The 25246-nt window shown below is 38.2% G+C and carries 22 protein-coding genes; 8 read left to right on the top strand and 14 right to left on the bottom strand.

From position 1 onward, the window contains the following. Position 1: 1 nt before the first annotated feature. From aroK to ACT5E3_RS22270, 6 genes are all read right to left on the bottom strand, one after another. The gene (gene aroK / locus ACT5E3_RS22245; protein WP_444995756.1) at positions 2–526 is read right to left on the bottom strand and encodes a shikimate kinase AroK; all 525 of its coding nucleotides are present in this window, start codon (positions 524–526) and stop codon (positions 2–4) included. Positions 527–607: 81 nt separating this feature from the next. Next, a complete protein-coding gene (gene pilQ, locus ACT5E3_RS22250) occupies positions 608–2710 on the bottom strand; it encodes a type IV pilus secretin PilQ (protein WP_444995757.1) in 2103 nt (700 codons plus the stop codon). Between the two features lie 21 nt (positions 2711–2731). After that, positions 2732–3301: a pilus assembly protein PilP gene (locus tag ACT5E3_RS22255; RefSeq protein WP_444995758.1), complete on the bottom strand. Its 570-nt coding sequence runs from the start codon at positions 3299–3301 to the stop codon at positions 2732–2734. 2 nt (positions 3302–3303) lie between these two features. Continuing rightward, positions 3304–3924: a type 4a pilus biogenesis protein PilO gene (locus ACT5E3_RS22260; RefSeq protein ID WP_444995759.1), complete on the bottom strand. Its 621-nt coding sequence runs from the start codon at positions 3922–3924 to the stop codon at positions 3304–3306. Further along, positions 3924–4490 (bottom strand): PilN domain-containing protein, encoded by a 567-nt coding sequence (locus ACT5E3_RS22265; RefSeq protein WP_444995760.1) that lies wholly within the window; start codon positions 4488–4490, stop codon positions 3924–3926. Before ACT5E3_RS22265 ends, ACT5E3_RS22260 begins: the two co-directional genes overlap by 1 nt. Further along, a complete protein-coding gene (locus ACT5E3_RS22270; protein WP_444995761.1) occupies positions 4490–5557 on the bottom strand; it encodes a pilus assembly protein PilM in 1068 nt (355 codons plus the stop codon). The genes ACT5E3_RS22265 and ACT5E3_RS22270 overlap by 1 nt, the downstream gene beginning before the upstream one ends. 352 nt (positions 5558–5909) lie before the next feature. Between ACT5E3_RS22270 and ACT5E3_RS22275 the strand changes: the two genes are divergently transcribed. Then, entirely contained in the window at positions 5910–8471 is a 2562-nt protein-coding gene (locus ACT5E3_RS22275; protein ID WP_444995762.1) for a penicillin-binding protein 1A, read from the top strand. 54 nt (positions 8472–8525) lie between these two features. Here the strand turns inward: ACT5E3_RS22275 and crp are convergent, their stop codons facing one another. Next, the gene (gene crp, locus ACT5E3_RS22280) at positions 8526–9182 is read right to left on the bottom strand and encodes a cAMP-activated global transcriptional regulator CRP (RefSeq protein ID WP_444995763.1); all 657 of its coding nucleotides are present in this window, start codon (positions 9180–9182) and stop codon (positions 8526–8528) included. 328 nt (positions 9183–9510) lie between these two features. Between crp and ACT5E3_RS22285 the strand changes: the two genes are divergently transcribed. Beyond that, positions 9511–9909, top strand: coding sequence for an OsmC family protein (locus ACT5E3_RS22285; RefSeq protein ID WP_444995764.1), 399 nt, complete (start codon positions 9511–9513; stop codon positions 9907–9909). A 164-nt stretch (positions 9910–10073) separates the two neighbouring features. Here ACT5E3_RS22285 and phoU read toward each other — a convergent pair whose 3' ends face one another. The 6 genes from phoU to ACT5E3_RS22315 all read right to left on the bottom strand — a co-directional run bounded on the left by phoU (position 10074) and on the right by ACT5E3_RS22315 (position 16624). Further along, a complete protein-coding gene (phoU, locus tag ACT5E3_RS22290; RefSeq protein WP_444995765.1) occupies positions 10074–10796 on the bottom strand; it encodes a phosphate signaling complex protein PhoU in 723 nt (240 codons plus the stop codon). 10 nt (positions 10797–10806) lie between these two features. Then, the gene (gene pstB / locus ACT5E3_RS22295; protein ID WP_444998621.1) at positions 10807–11553 is read right to left on the bottom strand and encodes a phosphate ABC transporter ATP-binding protein PstB; all 747 of its coding nucleotides are present in this window, start codon (positions 11551–11553) and stop codon (positions 10807–10809) included. Between the two features lie 100 nt (positions 11554–11653). Continuing rightward, positions 11654–12958: a phosphate ABC transporter permease PstA gene (gene pstA, locus ACT5E3_RS22300; RefSeq protein WP_444995766.1), complete on the bottom strand. Its 1305-nt coding sequence runs from the start codon at positions 12956–12958 to the stop codon at positions 11654–11656. Continuing rightward, entirely contained in the window at positions 12951–14345 is a 1395-nt protein-coding gene (gene pstC, locus ACT5E3_RS22305) for a phosphate ABC transporter permease subunit PstC (protein ID WP_444995767.1), read from the bottom strand. The genes pstA and pstC overlap by 8 nt, the downstream gene beginning before the upstream one ends. A gap of 79 nt (positions 14346–14424) precedes the next feature. Next, positions 14425–15459, bottom strand: coding sequence for a PstS family phosphate ABC transporter substrate-binding protein (locus ACT5E3_RS22310; RefSeq protein WP_444995768.1), 1035 nt, complete (start codon positions 15457–15459; stop codon positions 14425–14427). A 127-nt stretch (positions 15460–15586) separates the two neighbouring features. Beyond that, positions 15587–16624 (bottom strand): LacI family DNA-binding transcriptional regulator, encoded by a 1038-nt coding sequence (locus ACT5E3_RS22315; RefSeq protein WP_444995769.1) that lies wholly within the window; start codon positions 16622–16624, stop codon positions 15587–15589. 267 nt (positions 16625–16891) lie between these two features. Here ACT5E3_RS22315 and pgi point away from each other — a divergent pair, with 267 nt between their 5' ends. The 6 genes from pgi to gap are packed head-to-tail and all read left to right on the top strand — an operon-like array spanning position 16892 to position 24368. After that, entirely contained in the window at positions 16892–18544 is a 1653-nt protein-coding gene (gene pgi / locus ACT5E3_RS22320) for a glucose-6-phosphate isomerase (RefSeq protein WP_444995770.1), read from the top strand. 26 nt (positions 18545–18570) lie between these two features. Then, positions 18571–20493, top strand: coding sequence for a phosphogluconate dehydratase (gene edd / locus ACT5E3_RS22325; RefSeq protein ID WP_444995771.1), 1923 nt, complete (start codon positions 18571–18573; stop codon positions 20491–20493). Continuing rightward, positions 20480–21934 carry a glucose-6-phosphate dehydrogenase gene (gene zwf / locus ACT5E3_RS22330; protein WP_444995772.1) on the top strand — a complete coding sequence of 485 codons (1455 nt, stop codon included), beginning with the start codon at positions 20480–20482 and terminating at the stop codon, positions 21932–21934. Before edd ends, zwf begins: the two co-directional genes overlap by 14 nt. 11 nt (positions 21935–21945) lie before the next feature. After that, positions 21946–22689 (top strand): 6-phosphogluconolactonase, encoded by a 744-nt coding sequence (gene pgl / locus ACT5E3_RS22335; protein WP_444995773.1) that lies wholly within the window; start codon positions 21946–21948, stop codon positions 22687–22689. Between the two features lie 19 nt (positions 22690–22708). After that, the gene (locus ACT5E3_RS22340) at positions 22709–23353 is read left to right on the top strand and encodes a bifunctional 4-hydroxy-2-oxoglutarate aldolase/2-dehydro-3-deoxy-phosphogluconate aldolase (RefSeq protein ID WP_444995774.1); all 645 of its coding nucleotides are present in this window, start codon (positions 22709–22711) and stop codon (positions 23351–23353) included. Between the two features lies 1 nt (position 23354). Continuing rightward, positions 23355–24368, top strand: a complete 1014-nt coding sequence (gap, locus tag ACT5E3_RS22345; RefSeq protein ID WP_444995775.1) for a type I glyceraldehyde-3-phosphate dehydrogenase — start codon at positions 23355–23357, stop codon at positions 24366–24368. Between the two features lie 89 nt (positions 24369–24457). Here gap and ACT5E3_RS22350 read toward each other — a convergent pair whose 3' ends face one another. Further along, positions 24458–25168, bottom strand: coding sequence for a SapC family protein (locus ACT5E3_RS22350; RefSeq protein ID WP_444995776.1), 711 nt, complete (start codon positions 25166–25168; stop codon positions 24458–24460). Between the last annotated feature and the right edge of the window lie 78 nt (positions 25169–25246).

Genomic DNA, 25246 nt, shown 5'->3' on the forward strand with positions numbered 1-25246 from the left:
TTTAACCCTCATTAATTTGAGCAACAATTTTGTTAGCAACAGATTTAATTGAGTTTTCATTAGTTGCAACAATAATATCAGCAATTTCTCGATAAAGGCGATCTCTTTCTTTATTGAGTGCGTCTAAAGTTGCTTCAGGATCATCACTTGCTTGCAGTAATGGACGCCGTTTATCTCGTCGGGTACGCTCAACTTGCTGCTCAAGAGAAGTTTCTAAATAAACAACAATGCCTCTTCCTGCAAGAAAAGTCCTGTTATCGGGCTCTGTAATCGCCCCACCACCAGTAGCTAATACGATACCCTGCTTTTGGGTTAACTCAGCAATGACGTCTTTTTCTCGTTTTCGGAAACCACTTTCGCCTTCAATGTCAAAAATCCAGTCGATAGGAGCGCCCGTCCTTTCTTCAATTTCTTGATCTGAATCGACAAATTGCAAGTGTAAAATTTGAGCCAACTGTTTCCCTATAGTGGTCTTACCAGCCCCCATAGGCCCGACTAAGAATACGTTTCTTTTACCTTTCATCATAATCTAAACTACTAATTCCCCATGCAATAAACGCAAGAACCCGCCTAAGCGGGCCTTACCACTATATTTTAGGTTTCGACACTATCTAATAGAGTCTTTAACAATTTTAGGTGTTACGAACATCAGTAACTCTTGTTTACTCGATGATTCTTTAGTGTACCTAAACAATGCACCTAATCCAGGTAAATCTCCTAAGAACGGAACTTTACTAACATCACGATTGACGCTCTGTTGATAGACACCGCCCAAAACTACTGTTTCGCCATTTTCAACTAAAACCTGAGTACCAACTTCACGAGTGTTAATCGCCGGGCCAAAATTAATAATATTTTCACCTCGAGTATCTTGATTAAGTTGTAAGTCGAGGATTATACGATCATCTGGAGTGATTTGTGGAGTGACTTTTAAACTTAAAACCGCTTTTCTCCATGTTACAGTGGTATTACCAGCACTACTTGCGGTTAAATAGGGTATTTCTTCACCAGCTTCAATATAGGCTTCTTTCTGATTTGCAGTTATAACTCTAGGCGAAGCGATGACCTCTCCACGCCTTTCGCTTTCTAAGGCAGAGAGTTCTAGATCTAAAATTGTACCATCAGCTAATCTGGCTAGAGTCATCCCAATGCTACCAGCAGCATTTTGTACTGCTAAATCAACAGCGAAGCTACGATCATTTGGATCATTAGTTGAATATAAAGTACGAGCCGCATCACCATCACCAGTAATAGCGCCATTTGAACCTTTATCAGTAACACCTAATCGAACACCAATCTCTTCACCCATACCACTTTCAGCAACAACAATTCTTGATTCTATTAATACTTGTCTCACTGGCACATCAAGTTTACGGATCATTTGTCTAATTTGATCGAGCTTTTTAGCTGTATCTTGAATTAGAAGGTGATTGGTTCGCTCATCAACAGAAACACTACCACGATTGGATAAATAATTAGCCCCCTTGGTTCGGATCAAGTCAGCTAGCGCTGAAGCTTTCGCGTAGTTAACCTGAACAAACTCTGCTCTAAGAGGTGCTAATTGCTCAATTTGCTTTTCAGTTTGTAATTCCATAGCTTCCCTAGCAGCAATTTCAGCAGCAGGGGCAACTAACATAACATTACCGTTTTGACGTTTATCAAGCCCTTTAGTTTTAAGCACGATATCCAAAGCTTGGTCCCATGGTACGGTTTGCAACCTTAAGGTTATAGTCCCAGAAACAGTGTCACTGGTCACTAAATTTAACCCCGTAAACTCAGCAATAATGGCTAATACAGCTCTTACTGGAATGTCTTGGAAATTAAGTGATAATCTCTCACCAGTATAAACCGGCTCATCCAACTTTTTACGCTCAATTTCCTCTGGGGTTAGAGGTTTAAGCTCAATGACATAGGTATTATCTGCTTGATAGGCAAGGTATTCAAACTCATCTAAAGTATCAATTGCTAGTCTTATATTTCCACCGACACGACTAGTTGAGATTAATTTTGCAGGAGTGGCAAAGTCAATAACATCCAACTTTCTAATTAAGTCATTAGACATTTTAGCATTAACAAAATCAGCAAATATAGTACGACCTTCCTGACGCAAGTCGATGCCAATATTTGAGTTATTTAACTCAACAATTATGCGTCCTTCACCCTGCTCACCTCTTCTAAAGTCAATATTAGATATATCGTCACCAGAACTATGCGAAGTTTGAGTTTGAGCAGCAATTGTTTGTTGCGAGCTATTAAACCCAGTATTTGCAACCTGCTCTTGGCCATAACCCACCGTTAATAATAAGTTGTTTCCATCTATTTTTGAGGAGTAAGGGACCATTTCAACCAAGTTAACAACTAAACGAGTTTTCCCGCCCGCTTCAACCGCTGTAACACTCCGAGTTGCACCAATTCCAATACTGTGTGTTTTACGCTTAAGTGCACTTGAAACCCCCTCAAAATCCATCCAGATACGGGCAGGGTTATCTGTTGTAATCTCTTTAAATGTAGGAGGAGGAGAGTCCATTTTTACGGTAATCAGAACTTTATCTCCTGGCATTACATCAAAACTAATATCCTGAATTTCAGCTGCCGATATACTCACGCTGGTTAAAGCAACCGCTATTACCAACAATTTTCTTAAATGGCCGATTAACATAGCCGTTGCTCCTCGAGATTGTTGAATATAACTCTTACCCCAATAATACATAATCACTCCTAAAGCTCGCTGCTATTGAGCAAGCGCCATAAACACTTTACGTTTTTCCCAGCAGCCCTTACTATCAGGCACCAAGGTACTAATTTCAATTTGTTGCTCTTCAATCGAGGAAATTTGTCCATGATTGATTCCAAGGTAATTACCTACCTTAACATGGAACACATTACCCTTAGCTGGCCCAGCAGTCATCCTAACAAGCCCCCATTGCTTATTTTGGTTGTTAACCATACCAACCATTTCCATTGAGTCTAATGAATAACGCTCTAAATCTTCTTTACGCCGACTAGTATCAGGACGAGCAGACGCATCACAGCCTTCATGTAAAGCAGTTAACTGCTGCTCTAACTCTGGTTCTAGCTCAGCAAATGGGCTTTTCAAATGTGAAGATTGATAGTCATGAGGTTTATATTCTTTCACTTCAGGCATTGGCTTTATTCTACCTGGCGGTTTTTCTTTTATTGTATTAACCCACTCTCTTAAATCATCAGTATTACCCGAACACCCAGCTAAACCAGCAAGTGCAATAATCATAGTGAACAACTTGCCACTCTTAGTTAACAATTGACGAACCTCCGAAGACATGACTATTGCTCCTCCGAATCTGAACGATAAGTCTTTGCAGTAACAGTCATTACTAACAACTTTTCACCTGGAGATGAAGGAACATCCCCGTTACCAAGACTGATTCTAAAGTCATGTAAAGTGACGATTCTGGGTAAACGGGAAACACGACTTACAAAATCTGCAAGTTGGTGATATCCACCAGTAACCTTCATACTAATAGGCTTTTCTGCGTAAAACTCTGAATCTTTCTCTTTTAAAAACTTTACATCTTCTAACTCACAACCAGCGCCTGTCGCGGCATAAGAAAACTCATCAACCAACTCAGCCATCTGCTCGGATTTAGGTAACTGCTGTAATAACGTTTTAAAACTGTCTTTTATTGTAGACATCTGACGCTTATACGCTTCCAGGTTAACTGCTTTTGCTTGTTTTCTTTCAAATTCTTTCTTTAGCTCAACTTCTTTACGCTCTATCTCGATAAGTAAGTCAGACTGTTCACTAACAAACAAATAATAACCAGCACCAACAACAATACTAAAAACAACAGCGGCTACAATACCTTTAGCTATTGAAGGCCAAGAGCCCATATTGGTAAAATCGACATCATTCAGGTCAAAATTCTTTAAAGCTTCTACATCCATTACTGCTTCACCTCATCATTTGCGGAAGGAGAGCTAATTTTTGTTCTTAACAAAAACTTTTTACGGTTTGCACCTGAGTCTCTATCACCACTAATTGTTTCCAACGGACCTAATTGAAGCCAGGTTGATGTAGAAATGTTTCGCATAAATTTCGACACACGAGGACTAGACTCTGCAATCCCGTTAAAGACCAAAGCATCTCCTTTTCTTTCAACTGAAGCTAAGTTAACACCTTCTGGAATATTAGATACAATTTCATCAAAAACATGAACAATTTGTGGTCGGCTTTTTTGCAAGTCTTGAATCAGATTCATTCGCTCAACCAATTCTAGTCTTTCTTTTTCTAAGGTTTGAATTTCTTTGATTTTCGAATTCAACTTCTGGATTTCAGTTTGCAGAAACTTATTTCTTGTTCGTTGATTATCTAGCTGATTATCGTAAAAAGAATAAATAGACCACCCAACAACAACACCTAATATTGCCACTAAACCTAAAACACTCAGAAACTGTCTTTGCTTTTCTTGGCGTAGTTCCTCACGCCATGGGAGTAAGTTAATATTTGCCATCAGTCAAAACTCCTCAATGCAAGGCCGCAGCAGATAACCAGTGAAGGAGCATCTGAGCTTAATGCCTGTGCGTTTACTTTTGATGATAGAGACATATCCGCAAAAGGATTAGCAATTGAAGCGGTAGTCCCCAGACGCTCCTCTATCATTTCTTCCAACCCATCAATAATAGAACAACCGCCCGCTAAAACGATATGGTCAACCTCACCATATTGACTGGAACCATAAAAGAACTGCAAAGAACGGCTAACTTGTTGAATAATTGCCTCTTTAAATGGTTCTAATACTTCTGGTTCATAATCATCAGGAAGACCGCCTTGCTTTTTAGCCATACCCGCTTCTTCAAAGGATAAACCATAGCGTCGTTGAATCTCTTCAGTTAATTGCGAGCCACCGAATGTTTGCTCTCGTGTATAAATAGTATTGAAATCTTCCATTACACTAAGACTTGTATTAGTTGCACCAATATCTGCTACAGCAATAATCTGCCCCTCGCCTTGATCCGGCAATTGATTCGCCAACAAACGAAACGAGCGCTCAATAGCATAAGCTTCAACATCAACAACTTTCGCAGTCAAACCGGCCAATTCAAGCGCATCTACTCGACTGTATACATTTTCGGAACGAGAAGCCGCAAGCAACACATCGACCTTATCGGGTACTTTTTCTGACTCACCTAACACCTGAAAGTCGAGTGCGACCTCTTCAAGTGGGTAAGGAATATATTGATCAGCTTCAACCTCTATTTGATTTTCCATTTCATCATCACTCAAACCTTTATCCATTTGAATCGTTTTTGTAATGACAGAAGATCCTGCAACAGCCACGGCTGCATGTTTTAAGCTAGTACCTGAACGACTGATTACCCGTTTTAAAGCTTCTCCGATAACTTCAGGATCACGTATATCGCGATCAGCCATCGCATCTTGAGGGAGAGGCTCTACTGCATAACTTTCTACACGATACCTTGAACCAACTTTACCTAATTCAAGCAATTTACAAGCCGTTGAGCTGATATCGATCCCTACAAGGGAAGTTTTTTTGGAGCCGAATAAATTAGCCAGCATAATCCTAATTTTCCTATCAGTTTTATCCAGTTAGAGGCGGAAACTGTGTTTTCACTTTAAATAATAGCGCTAACTATAAGAAATTTCACCTGTTTTTTATTTTTCTGTGTTCAATTTCGCGTTATTTTCTTATATTGTCAAGGCTTATCTTTTGAGTACCCTTGATATATAACCACTTTTCAGAATATAAAAGATTAGCATTATCTCTAAAAACGATAAAAAAAGTCGTGATAGAATCCTAAAAAATACACTAAAGAATGTGACTATTTAAAATTTTCTTATTAAAGCATCGAACAAATAAAGATATACTTGGTCGACAAACAATAATGTAATCATGAAAACGACTTCTTATATGAAATTACTTTCCAAACTAATGCCCAAACTTCTTTATTTTGTGACACTTTTCACATTAATGTCCACAATGGGGTTTGTTGGTTTGTACTTGGCCGTCGGGCCAGGTCTACCTGAAGTCAATTCTATCAGAAAAATCCGATTACAAACCCCAATGAAAATTTATTCAAGTGATAATCAACTTATCGCTGAATTTGGTGACAAGCGACGCATACCTATTACTTTAGACCAAGTTCCAAAAGATTTCATAAATGCTTTACTTTCGACTGAAGATCAAAGGTTTTACGAGCATTCAGGGGTCGATCTATGGGGCGTACTAAGAGCTTTTACTAATTTAATCGTTACTCAATCTAAAGGACAAGGTGCAAGCACTATTACCATGTTAGTCGCACGTAACTATTATTTAACCAGAGAAAAAAGATTTTCGAGAAAATTTACTGAAATGTTTTTGGCTTGGAAAATAGAGTCAGAATTAACTAAAAATGAGATTCTTGAACTATTCCTCAATAAAATACCATTTGGACATAGAGCTTATGGGTTAGGTGCAGCTTCACAAGTTTATTATGGAACCACCTTAGATCAGCTCAGCTTAGCCAAATTAGCAACGTTAGCGGGTATTCCCAAAGGTCAATCGGTATATAACCCTGTTTCCAACCCCAAAAGAGCAGAGTCACGAAGATCTCATGTACTCGGCAGGATGTTAACCGAAAAACACATCACTCCAGAGCAGTATAAAGAAGCAATGGCAGAACCAATCGAAACAGATAAGCATGGTGACTGGTCTACAGTCAGCGCACCTTACCTGGCTGAAATGGTTCGCCAACAAATCATTAAAAAGTTTGGTAAAAATAAAGCCTACAATGATGGCCTAAAAGTTTACACTACGCTCAATGCAAAACTTCAGGCTTATGCTCAACAAGCTTTAATCGACGGCCTAGAAGAATACGACAAACGACATGGCTATCGTGGTGCTGAACAGCACTACGAAATTACAGAAGAAACTTCCACCGAAGAAATGCAAGATTGGCTACAAGAGCTACCAATAATAGCCAACTTACAACCTGCTCTGGTCACTTTAGTGGAAGAATCTAGCGCACAAATACTACTAGCAAATGGACAAACAGCACAACTTTCGCTCGACACTATGAAATGGGCTAGAAAATATGTTGATGAAAACCATCAAGGCCCACGAATAAAAGCCGTTTCGCAAGTTTTAACAATAGGGGATGTCATTAGAGTCAGGGAGTCGACTGAAATAATAGAGGAGGAAACGGTTAGTCGCTTCCAATTAGCCCAAATCCCGGAAGTTAGTGGCGGTTTAGTCTCACTCGTTCCACAAACAGGCGCAATAGAGTCATTAGTAGGTGGTTACGACTTCACTTTAAATCAGTTTAATATGGTCACTCAGGCAAGGCGTCAACCGGGCAGTAACATCAAACCCTTTGTTTACTCCGCCGCATTTAACAAGCAGTACACACCCGCTTCAATGATTAACGATATGCCAATTGTAGAAGCTGATATTACTGCGGAAAACTTTTGGCGCCCTAAAAATGATGGCGATAAATACTTAGGCCCAACAAGCTTGAGAACCGCGCTACGCCGCTCAAAAAACACCGTATCAGTTCGGCTAATTCGAGAGATAGGCCCTAGATATACTAAAAAATATCTAGAAAAATTAGGCTTCCCTGGCGAACATATGCCCCCGTATTTATCTTTAGCACTGGGCTCCGCTTCATTTACCCCTTTAGAAGTCGTAAAAGGTTATGCGATATTAGCCAACGGAGGCTATAAAGTAGAGCCTTGGTTTATTCAAAGAATCGAAAATGCCAATGGGCGAATAATAGAACAACATCAACCTTATCAGGTCTGTACAAAATGCGAAAATATTCTAGCAGCACAGCAAGCAGCATCGGAGCCAACCACTTCAAATCAGGCAGAAGCCCCAACAACAGCAGAAACCAATGCAGTAGAAGGTGAACTACTTAAGCCTGAGGCTGTCGAGTTTGCCAACATGCCTATATTGCCTATTCCTAAAGAAGCAATGGCACCACGAGTAATTGAAGCAAGAAACCATTATCTCATCGATGATATTCTCAAAGAAGTTATACACAGGGGAACAGCACAACCAACTTTAACTCGCACTAAAAGTAGTTTATTGAAGCGTAATGATTTAGCGGGTAAAACAGGAACCACCAATGATGCTAAAGATGCTTGGTTTAGTGGCTATAACCTAAGCCATGTTACAACAGCCTGGGTTGGTTTTAGCGATCATTCTAAGAAGCTTGGCGCAAGAGAGTTTGGTGGCATAGCCGCTTTACCAGTATGGCAAAAGTTTATGGAAAACGCAGTTAGAGGGACTCCTCAAATCAACCATCCAAGACCCGAGGGAATTGTTAGTATCCGCATTGATCCTAAAAATGGAAAACTGGCAACAAGTTTAACTGAAAATCCAATATTTGAACTTTTTAGAAGTGAGAATGCACCAACAGAATATGCCGAAAAACCAATACAAGATATATTTAATCAAAATGACGAAACGGTTGAAGATAGCAACATCTTTTAGTCATTGACCTAGTGAAGAGATGTATTATAAAAAAGATGGTGCTCGAATTTTATCTTATCGAGTACCATAAATAACCATTGTTTTGCCTTTTACAGCGATATGTTCTTGCTCTTCCAGAACTTTTAGCACTCGCCCTACCATTTCTCTAGAACAACCCACTATCCGCCCAAGCTCCTGACGCGTCACTTTAATCTGCATACCGTCAGGATGGGTCATAGCATCTGGCTCTTTGGCCAAATCTAAAAGCGCCCTGGCCACTCTTCCGGTTACATCCATAAACGCTAAGTCACCCACTTTACGGCTTGTTTTTCTCAATCTTAATGCCATTTGCTCAGCTAGCTTGAACATAATTTCAGGCTGCTCTTTAACTAAAGCCTGAAAACGCGCATAACTTATTTCAGCAACATCTGTCTCAGTTTTTGCTCTAACCCAAGCACTTCTATCGCTTAAACTGTCAAATAAACCCATTTCACCGAAAAAGTCACCAGAATTCAAATAAGCAAGCACCAGCTCTCTTCCATCATCATCCTCTATAAGGACACTCACAGAACCTTTAATTAAGAAATAAAGAGTTTCGGGTTTATCGCCAGCAAAAATAATTGTTGTCTTAGGAGCATATCGACGTTTATGACATTGTGAGACAAACCAATCAAGCGTTGCATCGCTTTTAATGTTGTGTGGTAGAGCTACAGGTTCTTTAATCAATGCCATTATCTTTTCCGCTCGATGCTTTCAATTAATCCAACTACATTTAATTAATATTAGCACCATTTATTAAATTACTTTTCACTAATTTATAGATTTAGGCAATCTAACTGCGTTTGCCAACCCTCAAATGATACCTCTCCCACACCACGCATTCAACCACAATTCTCTCCCTATTTGTTTTATCGACTTAAAACTATGTAATGACAAATGACTAGAAAAAAAAGCAAGTGCGCTGTTAACAAATGTGATAATAAATACTTTTTTTTAATGAATTTAACGCAATATACGCGTAATCTTTCAAACAAATTTAAAATCTCAAAAGGAAAAGCGAATGAAAATAGTCACTCAATGGCAAAATGATTTGGCATTTAATGCAATAACCGAAGATGGCCATACAGTTTCGATGGATGCTGATGGAAAATATCCCTCTCCAATGCAATTAATACTCATGGCCATTGGCGGATGTTCATCAATTGATGTGGTGATGATATTAAAAAGAGCACGGCAAAATATTTCTGATTGCCAATGTGAAGTTACCGCTGAGCGAGCGGAATCAGTTCCCAAAGTTTTTACAAAAATTCATGCTCACTACAAAGTTACAGGTAAAGAACTAAATAAAAGCCAAGTTGAGAGAGCTTGTAACTTGTCAATGGAAAAATACTGCTCAGTTTCCCTTATGCTAAATAAAGCAGTAGATATATCTCATACCATAGAAGTTATTGAGGAATAAGCTTACCTAAAAAAATTTATAATACTTAAACTTCCGGCCATTCAATAAAAATTTAATATTCACTGATTGGAGCGCCGGAAGTACCATAATTATTAATCAACGAAAGAATCAAACGAAATAACCATATTGGATCTGAGCTAATTGATATTAGATAGAATTAATGATTAGCTATAATCAGTTATTTGTCGTCTTATTTCTTCTAAACTTGTGTGTCGGACATCTTTGCCTTTGACAAGATAAACAATGTACTCACAAATATTTTTTGTATGATCCCCTATTCTTTCTAACGCTCTTGCACACCAAGAAATTCTTAATGCATTTTTAATCTCTCTTGGATCTTCCATCATTTTAGTGATTAATAACCGCGAAATATTATCAAACTCTTCATCAATCACTCGATCACTTTTAATAATATCTAACGCCGCATCTACATCCATACGTGCATAAGCAGTGAGGGCTTTATTTAAAATTTCACTAACATGCTCTCCGAGATGTCTAAGCTCAATAAACTGTCTGGCACTTCGGCCATCATCAGATAGCTTAGGAGCATTTTTGCCGAGCTTAACCGCTTCATCACCAATTCTTTCTAAATCAGTAATTGTTTTTATGATACTCACCATAAGCCTTAAGTCGCTAGCAGCGGGCTGACGTCGAGCTAAAATTTGTGTGCAAGTCTCATCAATATCAACTTCCATCCGGTTGACTTTAACATCATCATCAACGACTTTTTTAGCTAGAGTTAAATCCGAGCTTAACAGCGCAATAAGGCCTTGTCGTACCTGCTGTTCAACAAGCCCACCCATTTTTAAAACCTGATTGCGAACCTCTTCTAACTCTTCATTAAAACGTTTAGAGATATGCTGCGTAAGATGTAAATCGTTTTCCATTGATTCCTCCCTAACCAAAACGGCCAGTTATGTAATTCTCTGTCAATGTGTGAACAGGGTTAGTAAATATTTGTTCTGTTTTACCCATTTCAACTAATTGTCCCATATGAAAATAAGCAGTTGTCTGGGAAACTCTAGCGGCTTGTTGCATAGAGTGAGTGACAATTGCAATTGTATATTTTTCTTTTAACTCATCTATCAACTCTTCAATAACTGCGGTTGCAATTGGGTCAAGCGCTGATGCAGGTTCATCCATTAAAATCACTTCTGGACTAACCGCGATTGTTCGAGCAATACATAGCCTTTGCTGCTGTCCACCCGATAGCCCAGTTCCAGGAGAGTCTAAACGATCTTTCACTTCTTGAAATAAACCCGCTTTTTGTAAACTTGAGATAACAATGTCATCTAGCTCAGCTTTATTAGTCGCTAAACCATGAATTTTAGGTCCATAAGCAACATTTTCATAGATAGACTTAGGAAAAGGGTTAGGTTTCTGAAATACCATACCCACTCTAGCACGCAGTAATACTGGATCGAGGCCTTTGGCGTAAATATTTTCCTTTTCCAGTAATAAGTCTCCTTTTACCCGACAGATAGGAATCGTATCGTTCATTCGGTTCAAACACCTCAAAAAAGTCGATTTACCGCAACCTGAAGGCCCAATCAAAGCCGTTACCTGATTTCTGGCTAGATCTAAACTGACATTTTTAATCGCCTGTTTATCACCATAAAACACATCGACATTTCTCATCGACATTTTAGGATCTTCAGCAAAAACATCACCAACAGTTTCTTCTATTTCAATATCTTTAGAAATTAAATTTTCAGAAAAAGACATTTCTTTCATAATCATTAACCTAACGCTTCTCAAACTTCTTGCGCAATAAAGCGGCAATAGAGTTCATAACCATTAAAAATCCAAGCAATACTAAAATTGCCGCCGAAGTTTTTGCCACAAATGTTCTTTCAGGGCTATCCGCCCACAGATAAATTTGAACAGGCATCACTGTTGCTGCATCAGTGATGCTACCAGGAATATCAACAATAAATGCCACCATACCTATCATGAGTAATGGTGCAGTCTCTCCCAAAGCCTGCGCCATTCCAATAATTGTTCCAGTAATAATGCCAGGCATTGCCATTGGTAATACATGGCCAAACGCCACCTGCATATTGGAAGCACCTAATCCTAGAGCTGCCTCTCTAATCGATGGAGGCACTGCTTTAATAGACGCTCTACTGGCAATGATAATTGTTGGTAAAGTCATTAAAGTTAATACAACACCACCAACTAAAGGTGTGGAGCGAGGTAAACCAAAAATGTTAATAATTACAGCCAACCCTAATAGGCCAAAAACAATGGAAGGCACCGCAGCTAAGTTATTAATATTAACTTCAATAAAATCGGTCCAACGATTCTTAGGAGCAAACTCTTCTAAATAAATCGCAGCCGCCACACCTAATGGAAACGATAACAATAAGGTCACTAGCATTGTCAGTAATGTTCCTGATAATGCTCCTCTTACGCCAGCCAATTCAGGTTCTCTTGAATCACTACTCGTAAAAAAGTCGGTATTCCAGCGCTTCTCTATTCTTCCTTGTTCATCCCATTTTTTTAGCCATTGAGCTTGCTTGTCGCTAATACGGATACCTGCTTTTCCAGATATACCATGATCTTTTAGATAACTATCGACATCATCATCTAACTTAACCCAGATATCGACTTTTTTCCCCAGCAATTCAGGTGATTTTAAAAAGCTTTGTTTAATCGTAAACTCAGCATTATTACTCACTAACTTATAATAACTACGCTTGTCCTTCCTGCTTTTAATTTCCGGCATCATCTGCCTTAATGAAGCCTTGAGTGTTTTTCTATAATTAGCAGACTTCAAAGCTTCAGGTTCTAATGACTCTAACCCCAACCAACTCGCTTTATAATCTACTTCAATCTTAACCCAGTTCTGGTGAAATGCAGGAATTGCTTTAATAATAATGTCAGAAATCAGGGCAAAAACTAATAAAAAGCCTAAGGCAACCGATAAAAAACCCATCGTTCTAAAAATAAATTCTTTACGATGGCGTTTTTTAAGGCCACTAATAACCTTCTCTGTAATTTCTGATTTTTCTTGTAGAACCATATCGGTATCTTGCTGATTAGTCATATTGTTCTCGATACTTTCTAACAACTTTAAGTGCAATTACATTTAAGGCTAATGTTGTTACAAACAACATTAATCCTAGCGCAAATGCAGCAAGTGTTTTAGGACTATCAAATTCTTGATCACCCGTTAATAGCGCAACAATTTGAACCGTTACTGTGGTCACAGAATCTAAGGGGTTAGCCGTTAAATTGGCCGCCATACCAGCCGCCATTACCACAATCATCGTTTCGCCAATTGCTCTCGATACAGCTAAAAGAATAGCGCCCACAATACCAGGCAAAGCGGCAGGTAATAAAACATGTTTTATTGTTTCTGAAAGAGTAGCCCCCATACCTAAAGAACCCTCTTTCAACTCTTTTGGCACAGCATTAATAGCATCATCTGAAAGTGAAGAAACAAATGGAATAATCATTACACCCATCACTAAACCGGCAGCAAGTGCGCTTTCAGAAGCCACACTTAAACCAATAGATTCACCTAAATCTCGAATAAAAGGTGCAACTGTTAAAGCAGCAAAAAAACCGTAAACAACGGTTGGAATTCCCGCCAATATTTCTAACATAGGTTTTGCAAAAACACGCAGTCTTTCTGATGCATACTGTGATAAATAAATAGCAGTCATTAATCCAACAGGCACAGCCATCATCATTGCTATAAAGGTAATTAATAATGTACCTGCAAAAAGTGGTACAGCACCAAAAGCACCAGAAGATGCAACCTGATCAGAGCGCATCGCAGTTTGCGGGCTCCATTCAGTACCAAATAAAAACTCCCACGGCGGCACAGCACTGAAAAAATGAACCGACTCAAACAACACCGATAAAACAATTCCTAGTGTTGTCAATATTGCAATACCAGAACAAGCAACTAAAATTCGAAGAATAATTTTTTCTATTGCAACTCTTGCCTGAAACTGCACATTGTATTTGCTGGCAATAAATATTGCTCCGGTTAAACACACTAAAAAAATCAATGAACTTTTCAACCAAGCGGCATTAGCTGTAAGTTGTTGCATATGTAAAGAGGCGGCTAATTTAGGATTACTAGCATCGACTTGCCCAATTAAGTCAGTACTTTTAGCCATAATTTTTATATCATTTAAATACAAACTTAAATCTGAACTAGATAAGCCTTGGATTTCTTGTGGCAAACGAGAAACTAAGAACCATTCAATCACACTTGCCTCTGCAAAACTCCATATCAACAGAGTAATTAATGCGGGCACACCACACCATAAGGAAGTTAACAAGCCATACTGCCTCGGTAATGAAACCAACTTTTTAACTTTGGTTACACCACCCGCAACTTTAATAGCACGATGCATTCCATACCAGTAACTGAGTAAAGTCAGGAATAAAATCGCAAAAATCAAGGTTGATGAATTCATATATAAATCCTAAAAAAATTTGAGTTCACATCTCGCGAAGCGAACTCAAATCTATTTTTTATAAAGCGCTATATGTAATTTATAAAGACAGCGCTTTCAAAGACAGCACATTTTTTCTAATCACTTCTAGTTTACTATCACCTAAAGGAATTAAACCTTTATCAGTTAAGTAACCTTCTTCACCCATAGAAGACTCACTAGTATACTCAGTTAAAAACTCTTTAATTCCAGGAATTTTACCAACATGAGCATTTTTAACGTAAAAGTATAACGGGCGAGAAACAGGGTATGAACCGTCTGAAATAGCTTCGAAAGTAGGTTCTTTTCCATCAACAATAGAGCCTTGTAATTTATCAGAGTTTTGCTCTAAGAAACTAAAGCCAAAAATACCGAGCGCTTTAGCGTTAGCAGATAATTTTTGAACGATTAAGTTGTCATTTTCACCCGCTTCAATGTAAGCGTGATCTTCTCGAACAGAATGACAAACCGTTTTATATTTTGTCTTATTCTGTTTTTTCATCGCTTTAATCCATTTAAAAGTCTTACAACCACCCTCTAAAACTAATTCAGCAAACGCATCACGAGTACCAGAAGTTGGAGGAGGTCCCAATACTTCTATTTTTGTCGCCGGTAATTTTGGGTTAATTTCATTCCAAGTTTTATAAGGGTTTGCGACTAATTTTTCGCTACCATCTTTTGCAGGAACTTCTTTAGCAAGCGCCAAAAATAACTCTTTACGCGTTAATTCCATTTGCTTAGCAGACTTAGAGTTGGCAATCACAATTCCGTCATATCCGACCAATACCTCAGTGATGTTTTTAACACCATTCTTTTGGCACATATCGAACTCACTTTTCTTCATTCTACGTGAAGCATTTGACATATCAGGCGTATCAACCCCTGTACCTGCACAAAACAACTTCATACCACCGCCCGTACCTGTAGACTCGATTTTTGGTGTTTTAAACTCGGTACTTTTTCCAAAGCGCTCTGCTACAACAGTAGAAAACGGATAGACTGTCGATGAACCGACAACACTGATGGTGTCACGCCCAGCAGCCAATAAGTTACTTGAAGCAGCAACTAGACATAAAGTGATTGGTAATAATTTCATTAGTTTCCCCATAATCTGGATATATTGAATAAGCTCTATCATAATATTGAGATTATGTGACCATTATATGAATGGAATATGACGGTTATATTACATAGGCAGATTATTTGATTAAAAACCCTTAGTTTTACTCACAGGCAGGCACTGGACCAGTTGAGTCTCTAATCACTAATTCAGGTCTAAAGTTTTTAATTGCAGTTTCCTCGGTTTCACATTCAGCTTGACGCTGGATCCTTGCAATCAATAATTGAGCAGCTTGTTGGGCAATAAGCTGGTTGGGTTGATGCGCAGTGGTCAATTTAGGCCAAGTTTGCCTAGAAAAAGGGCTATCCTCAAAACCAACTATCGAAATATCACCCGGAATCGAAAAGCCACCTAACCTAGCAGCAAAGAGTGCACCTGCAGCCATTTCATCATTACTGGCAAAAATAGCCGTTGGACGATATTTATTCTTCAGCAGTTTTTGCGCACCTAATACACCAGACTCAAATGAATATTCTCCGTCAATGACAAACTTTGCATTAGTCTTAAGCCCACTATCTTTTAGAGCCGATTGAAAGCCTTGTAGCCTTTCTGTACTCGAATTATGCTCTTTACCACCACATAAAAAGCCAATTTTAGTATGTCCTAAACTGATCAAATGTTGGGTTATGTCATAAGCAGCTTCATAATCATTGACGAAAATGCAAGAGCTCGACTGCTTCTTTTTATCATTAGCAGAAATTACCCGAACATAAGGCAGCTGCATTTGTTCGAACATTTTGCCAACATTCGGCATTTCAGAAAAAGGCGGAGTTAATACAACACCGGCAATACGCGAGTGTTCAATCAAGCTGTGTAATTCTTCTTCAAGCTTGTCTGATTTATGGTTACAGGGGTGAATTAATAACTCATAATTACGATCTTTACATTCCGATAAAATACCATTTTGCATATCAATTACATAATAAGCATTAGGGTTATCATAGATAAAACCAATTGTATAAGAACGAGTCCCGGCTAGACTTCTGGCTGAATTATTTGGCTTATAGTTCAACGCTTTAACTGAAGCCATCACTTTCTCTTGCGTGGCTTCCCTGACCGAGGGCTCATTATTGATCACTCGCGAAACAGTTTTCATCGAAACACCTGCATGCTTTGCGACATCGTTAATGGTTACGCTCATATATCAGTCATTCCTCGGACTTTTTGACATCTCACATATTGCTAATAGAGATAAAGTTATAAAAAATTACAGCTTGCTTAGAGTAGCTCAAATTGCTGGCATCAGACTATAACATCAATATTTACACAGCATCAATTGACAGCGCTGTCATTTATACTGTATTTTATCTAGAGACCATGTTCAAGAATGATAAATTTTTCTAACAAACTGCACCTCGTTTAGTTATAGAAAGTAATTTTAATAGTAAAGAAGCAAGAGCAAAACACTATGCAAGATCGTACAAGCCTATCAAGTTGGAAAGCGCTAGTAAAGCATGCTGAAGAAATAAAACATCAGCATATGAAAGAGCTATTTGCCCAAGAGCCAAACCGCTTTGAACAATTCTCTGTTGAGCTTAATCGCTTTTTAATTGACTACTCAAAAAACCTAATCACTAAGGAAACTATGCAATCTCTATTTGAGTTAGCAGAACAGACCGAAGTGCTGCAGTGGCGAGATGCTATGTTCAGCGGCGAACGAATCAATAAAACGGAAGATCGAGCAGTTCTCCATACAGCATTACGTAATCGCTCTAAATCAGCAGTAATACTCGATGGAGAAAATATTACTGAGCAGGTTGAAACAGAACTGTCCAGAATGGAAATTTTTGTCAATAAGGTTCGACGAGGTGACTGGAAAGGTTACTCAGGCAAACCCATTAAGCATGTCGTTAATCTGGGGGTTGGAGGCTCTAATCTGGGCCCACAAATGGTAACAGAAGCACTCAAAAACCTAAGTGACCATAATATTCGTACCCATTATGTTTCAAATGTTGATGGTACACAAATAGCCGATGTACTACGCCCACTTAATCCAGAAAATGTTTTATTTATTGTTTCATCAAAGTCATTTTCAACAACCGAAACATTAACCAACGCTCAAACGGCTATGCGATGGTTAGTTTCGGCCGCTTTTGATCAGCAAGCAATCAAAAAACATTTTGTTGCCGTAACCGCAAAGCCAGAGAAAGCTAAAGAATATGGTTTTAGCGCTGATAATATTTTCAGAATGTGGGACTGGGTCGGCGGACGGTTTTCGCTTTGGTCAGCCATAGGACTACCAATAGCACTTGAGTTTGGCTTTGAAAAGTTTATTGAACTACTCGAAGGCGCTCATGAAATGGATCAACACTTTCGTAACGCTCCATTAACACAAAATGCGCCTATCATTCTGGCATTAATAGCCGTCTGGAATAGTACATTTTTAGGTTGCCAATCCCATGCCATACTACCTTATGACCAAACACTGCATATGCTTGCAGCCTATTTACAACAAGCAGAGATGGAGAGTAATGGAAAGTCTGTTACCTGGAATGGAGAAGCAATTACCTACCCAACCGTTGCTTCTATCTGGGGTGGCCTTGGTATTAATGGCCAACATGCTTTTTACCAATACTTACATCAAAGTAAAAATATTGTTCCAGCAGACTTTATTGGTTCAGTAGAAAGTGTTACTCCTTTAGAAGGACACCATGAAACATTAATGGCCAATTTCTTTGCACAAACTCAAGCACTCATGTGTGGAGTTAATGAAAAACAAGTTCGTGCAGATTTATTAGCGAAAGGTCGTAATCAAAAATTCATCGATACACTTGCCCCTCATAAAGTTCATTCAGGTAATAGACCCACTAATACTATCTTATTAAAAAAGTTAGACACTTGGACCTTAGGTTCTCTTGTTGCCATGTATGAACACAAAATTTTTGTGCAAGGTATTCTCTTACAAATTTGCTCTTTTGATCAATGGGGTGTTGAGCTTGGTAAAGGCTTAGCAGAAAAAATACATCGCGAACTCACCGAGGTCGAATCAAGTTGTCAGCATGACTCATCAACTGAAAGACTGATTCAATATTATAAGCAAACCAAACAGCAACTCAGTTAATCAACTTTGTTGCAATGAGGCAGTTAATGAACAAAAAGATATTAGAGGTAACAGAGCGTATAAAAAAACGTAGTCAAGAGACGCGAGCCGCTTATCTCAAAAAAATTAGGCAGCAAGAAAGTACAGCGCCTTATAGACAATTTCTCTCTTGCGGAAATTTAGCCCATGGCTTTGCTGCTTGTAGTTCAGAAGAAAAAGAAAAGCTGGCTAACTTTGAAAGCCCCAATATTGCCATTGTCAGTGCTTATAACGATATGCTTTCCGCACATCAACCATACTTTGACTATCCACAACAAATAAAAAATGTTGCTCAAAGTCTCGGAGCAAGCGCTCAGTTTGCAGGTGGCGTTCCAGCGATGTGTGATGGCGTAACCCAAGGACGCGCAGGCATGGAGCTTTCATTATTTAGTCGCGACAACATTGCAATGTCAACAGCTATTGCACTTTCACACGATATGTTTGATGGTGCGGTATTCTTAGGCATTTGCGACAAAATAGTCCCCGGTTTATTAATCGGCGCTTTATCCTTTGGACACTTGCCTGGCGTTTTTATTCCTGCCGGCCCGATGAGCTCAGGTATACCTAATAAAGAAAAAGCCAAAGTTAGACAGCAATACGCACAAGGCAAAGTTGATAGTAAAAAACTACTCGAAACAGAAAGCCAGTCTTATCATAGCGCAGGTACTTGCACATTTTACGGAACCGCTAATAGTAATCAAATGCTGATGGAAATTATGGGACTACAACTCCCTGGCAGCTCTTTTGAACATCCCTTAGGACAATTGCGCAAACCACTCACCGCAGAGGCAGTCAAACAGCTTGTAAAAAATCTGCAACAAAAAAACAATGCTAAGCTAAGCCAAATTGTTTCAGTTAAAACGATAGTCAATGGTGTTATTGGTTTGCTCGCTACCGGAGGTTCAACCAATCACACGATTCATCTAATCGCGATTGCACGTGCAGCAGGTATTATTTTAACTTGGCAAGATATGGATGATCTCTCAAAAGTCATTCCACTGCTATGTCGTATTTATCCAAATGGTGAAGCAGATGTCAATCAGTTCCATCAAGCAGGTGGCATCCGATTAATTATCCAAGAGTTACTCGATAATGGCTTACTCCATAATGATGTTTATACATTACTAGGCGATAAAGGATTAGAACAATATTGTTTAAAGCCCGAATTAATACCTTCTCAAGTTATTGCGCAAACCCAAGACACATCAGGCAAAACCCAAATAGAAAAACCTGTTGATAATATACAATGGAAAAAAGCCAGTCATTCAACTCAAACTTCACCAACTAATACCAATATTATTAGCAATATTTCACAACCATTTGCCGCTCAAGGTGGACTTACTCTACTCAAGGGAAATATCGGAAAAGCTATCATAAAAATATCTGCCGTTGATGAAAAGCATCAACAAATTAGCGCGCCAGCTAAAGTCTTTCAAACACAACAAGCATTGATAGATGCCTTTAAAGCCAATCAGTTAAACCAAGACTTTATTGCAGTCATTATTTTTCAAGGACCTAAAGCGAACGGCATGCCAGAGCTGCACAAGCTCACACCAATTTTAGGGACCTTACAAGATCAAGGCTTTAAAGTTGCGCTAGTTACCGATGGAAGAATGTCTGGTGCATCAGGAAAAGTACCAGCTGCTATTCATTTATGCCCAGAAGCAAAAGATGGTGGTGCAATTAGTCTGATACGCGACGGCGATCCACTTCTGCTCGACTGTATCCAAGGAAAATTAGAGCTTTTAGTTGAATCAGAGATCTTATCACAAAGGCGGCCTACCACTCAGCAAATAAAAAATAATCAACAAGGTATGGGAAGAGAGCTTTTTAAAGTATTCCGTAATCAAGTCAGTTCTGCAGAACAAGGAGCGACAATTTTTGATCTCGATTTAAATAACGCTGGAGAAAATCAAGATGCAAGCAACTGATTTAGTTATTTTTGGTGGCACAGGTGATCTAACCTTAAGAAAGTTAATGCCTGCATTATTTCGCGCATTAAATGAAAAAAGTATTTCCGAAAAAACAGTGATTTATGCTACCTGTAGAAATAAAAAACAAGCTGAAAGTTATGCGTCAAAATTAAAAATTTCATTAAAAAAGTATTTGGACAATCATGAATTTACAGAAGAAAGATGGAATAAATTTAAAAAATTAGTTCAACCAATAGTATTAGATATTAGTGACAGTAGCATTGGTTGGCAAGAATTAAAAAACCAACTTCGCTCTCAGCAGCAAGCTCAGCGAATTTTCTATTTTGCAATTGCTCCAACAATTTTTGCAAAATGCTGTGAACAAATATCGGCATTTCAACTTAATCATCCAGAATCTCGGGTAGTCGTAGAAAAACCCTTGGGTTATAACCGTAAAACAGCCAATGAAATAAATCAAAAAATTGCCCAGTACTTTGATGAAAAACAAACCTTTCGCATAGATCATTATTTGGGCAAAGAAACGGTGCAAAATTTAATGGCACTTCGTTTTTCAAATATATTGTTTGAAAATATGTGGGATAAAAACTCAATTGATCATATTCAAATATCCATTAGTGAAACCGTTGGGTTAGAAGGCCGAGCTGACTTTTATAATGATGCTGGTGCATTAAGAGATATGGTACAAAACCATCTACTACAACTTTTATGCTTGATTGCAATGGAACCCCCCAACAAATTAAATAGCGACAACATTCGCACAGAAAAGTTAAAAGTACTGCAATCGTTAAGAAAAATAGATACCGATTCAATCCGAGAAGAAACCATTAGAGGACAATATGTCTCAGGTGAAGAAAATGGCAAGTTAGTCAAAGGTTATTTAGAAGAGTTAGCTTCAACCAATAGTTTTTGTGAAACTTTTGTAGCGATAAAAGCTCATGTAGAAAATTGGCGTTGGGCTGGCGTTCCATTTTATTTACGAACAGGTAAAAGGTTAAATGCTCGACGTGCCGAAATTATTATTCAGTTTAAATCCACATCGCATCATATATTCTCGCCTTCTCAAGGAGAAGCGCTGCCCAACAAATTAATTATTCAATTACAACCAGAAGAACGAATTCAGTTACAACTTAATTCTAAAGATCTCGCTAAAAGCAAAACCCAATTACAGCCAATTTTTTTAGATTTAAATTTAACTGAAAACTTTCCAACATTTTATAACGATGCTTATAAACGTTTACTGCTCGATGTTTTTGATAATGATCCGAGTTTATTTATACATAGAGATGAAATTGATCAAGCATGGGCATGGATTGATCCAATTATTGAAAGCTGGTCGAAAACAAACTATCAACCAGAATTATATCGAGCAGGAACCTGGGGGCCAGAAACAGCCGACAAATTACTAAAACAAAGTGGTCGTGCTTGGCACAATCAATAGGAAATAATCAAATGTATGAATCAAAAAAACAATCAGCTCTAGAGCAAGAACCCATTGAACGTTTTTTTTCGTCACAAGATGAACTTCATCATTCGCTTTTTGCAAATACTCATTATCAATTAGAAAAGGCAATACAAACGCGTGGTAAAGCAACATTTATGGTATCAGGCGGTAGCACACCATTACCCTTATATCGTTCATTATCCAAAGCACCTCTAGCTTGGCATAAAATTGATGTTGGTCTGGTGGATGAACGTTGGGTATCTCCACTTGACGCCAAGAGTAATGAAAAATCAATTCGTCAAAATTTAATTGTCAACAATGCTGCTAATGCCAATTTTATAACCATGAAAACAGATGCAACAACAGCAGATATTGCTCAGTTAGAAGTCAACCAAGAATACAAAAAATTAGACTCTCCTTATGATGTTACTATTTTGGGCATGGGTAAAGATGGACATATTGCTTCTTTATTTCCAAATGCTGATGGTTTAAAAAATGCGCTCAATAATACTAACTTGCTTTGTTGTGCCATTAAAGCAAAACAATCTGAAGTAACAGGTGAACAAACTGAACGAATGAGTTTAACACTGAATGCTTTAAAAAATTCTCGTCTAATAAAATTAATAATCACAGGAAAAGAAAAGCTAGAAGTCTATCAAAAAGCTTTTTCCGGTAATGATCATGCATCGTTACCCATACGATCAATTATCCAACAAACGAGTACCCCCGTTGTTGTTTATTGGGCTCCTTAATTTTACTAAGAATAATTAAATGATGAATAACTCAATAGAACATTTTCTAAAAATCTCTCCCGTCATTCCTGTGATTGTTATTGATTCGGTAGAGCATGCGCTACCCCTTGCGCAAGCTCTGTTAGATGGTGGCATTGCGATTATGGAAATAACGTTACGAACGCCAACAGCACTGAGTGCGATAAAAACTATTCGAGAAAATTTTCCACAAATGACTGTTGGAGCAGGCACAGTCAACAATGTTAATTTAATTGAGAAGTCTGTTGATGCTAAATCTCAATTTTTAGTGAGCCCTGGTTCAACAAAATCATTACTAGATGCTGCACGTTATCATCATATACCACTATTACCAGGCATATCCACACCAACAGAAGCCATGGTTCTACAAGATGCAGGGTTTGACTTTCTTAAATTTTTTCCTGCTGAAGCTGCTGGTGGAACAACCATGCTGAAAGCATTAGCTGGACCGCTTTCAGCTTTAAAGTTTTGTCCAACAGGTGGTATTACCCCACAAAATTATCAGAGCTATCTCGCAATAGAAAATGTGATATGTGTTGGTTGTTCGTGGATGACCGAAAAAAAATTAATTGAGAATGAGCAGTGGCAGGAAATTACTCAACGAACCAAAGAAATACTCGCTTTACTAAAAACTGAGGAAAATTAAAATGAAACTAAAAGTTGCTATCAACGGTTTTGGCAGAATTGGGCGTAATGTTTTACGTGCATTCTATGAAAGTGATCAATACCAAAATATACAAATTGTTGCGATTAATGATTTAACTGATATTGAATCTGCAACCCATTTACTTAAATACGATTCTATTCATGGCCGATTTAAAAAGTCAGTAAACTGTAATGATAGTTCACTTACCGTTGAACAAGATTCTATAACCTATTTCAGTCAAGCTAACCCCAAAAAACTTCCTTGGAGAGAGTTAGAAATAGATTGTGTTTTTGAATGTACGGGTCGCTTCACAAACAAAGATGCAGCATTAGCACACATTGAAGCTGGCGCTAAAAAAGTCATCGTTTCAGCACCAACAAAAAACGCTGACGCCACCATTGTTTACGGAGTCAACCATCAAACCTTAACACCTGACATGCAAGTGATTTCAAGTGCCTCCTGCACCACTAACTGCCTGGCTCCAATCGCTAAAGTACTTAATGATTCTGTTGGAATAGAATTTGGAAATATGACAACTATTCATGCAATTACCAACGATCAAAATATGCTAGATTTTGCTCATAAAGATATTTACCGAGCAAGAAGTGCTATAAAGTCAATGATACCAACCAAAACAGGTGCTGCTAGTGCCGTGGGTTTGGTATTGCCGGAATTGGAGGGCAGGTTAAATGGTATGGCAGTGAGAGTACCCACGCTTAATGTTTCTGTTGTTGACCTTCATTTTCTAGCCAGTCGCGAAACACACATTGATGAAATCAATGCTACAGTAAAAGAAGCAAGCGGTGGTGCAATGGGCAATATACTTCAATACAATGACGAACCATTAGTTTCTATCGACTTTAATCATCAAGCAGCTTCTTCAATCTTTGATGCGAATCAAACTCAAGTCAATAATGGTAAATTAGTAAAAGTGATGGCTTGGTATGATAACGAATGGGGATTTTCTAATCGAATGCTGGATAATGCTTTATTGTTGCATAAAATGATTAACTAAGTGTTTTATAAAAAGCCCAACAATTATTAATTGATAATGTTGGGCTTTTTGTTGGTTACTATTTAAAAAAAACAAAAAGCATAAACTTTTTAAGCTTGTTCAGTTGATAAACGCTTAACTAAACGTTGAGTCTGTTTTAGAGAAATTAAATGAGCATGAATTGAAGCTAAAAAGCCTCTTTTATGTAGCTCTAGTACTTTTTCATCAGGCAGTTGGCTGAATTTCTTTTCATCAACGATATGTATCCCTGTAACATTTCTTTTTTCACCATTAACTTCAAACGAAAAGCCTTGTTCCACAAGAAGCTCTAACTCATCCAACATTTTAATGAATTCTCTGGTAACAACTGCACACTGATAATAATTCTCTAATGATAAACGTCTTTTTTTAAGATACTCAGTTTCTTCACCATCTTCAGAATATAAAGCTTCGCCTTCAGTTTCACTAACCGACTCGCTATCTGTCACGATAGTAATTGTATATTTGGTATTATCTTCAGGATGCGGCTGCAATGATAATGGGTAATGAGTGAAACCCGCCGGAACCATCATACCTTGCCACTCTCCATCTTTAACTAATAGATTTTCACCTTCTTTTAGCCCTAACAATGCAACACAAAGATACTCATTGTTTTGATTATTCTTTACAAATACGATTGGTAAATCAATTGCAATGCTGGGTAATTCATGAGCAATTAAAGGTGCCATATGATGACCTTCTAAATGCTTAAAGTTTTTATTCGCAATTAATTTGGTATTTTTGTGATCTTTACTGCTCAATTGAGCGATATTTGACTGCATGTTTCTCTCCGTCTAAGCACATTGGCTAAATAATTGAACTTGATTAGTGGATCGGTTTAGTTTTTGGCTAAAAAAATC

It is taken from the genome of Aliikangiella litoralis, from assembly GCF_052495765.1.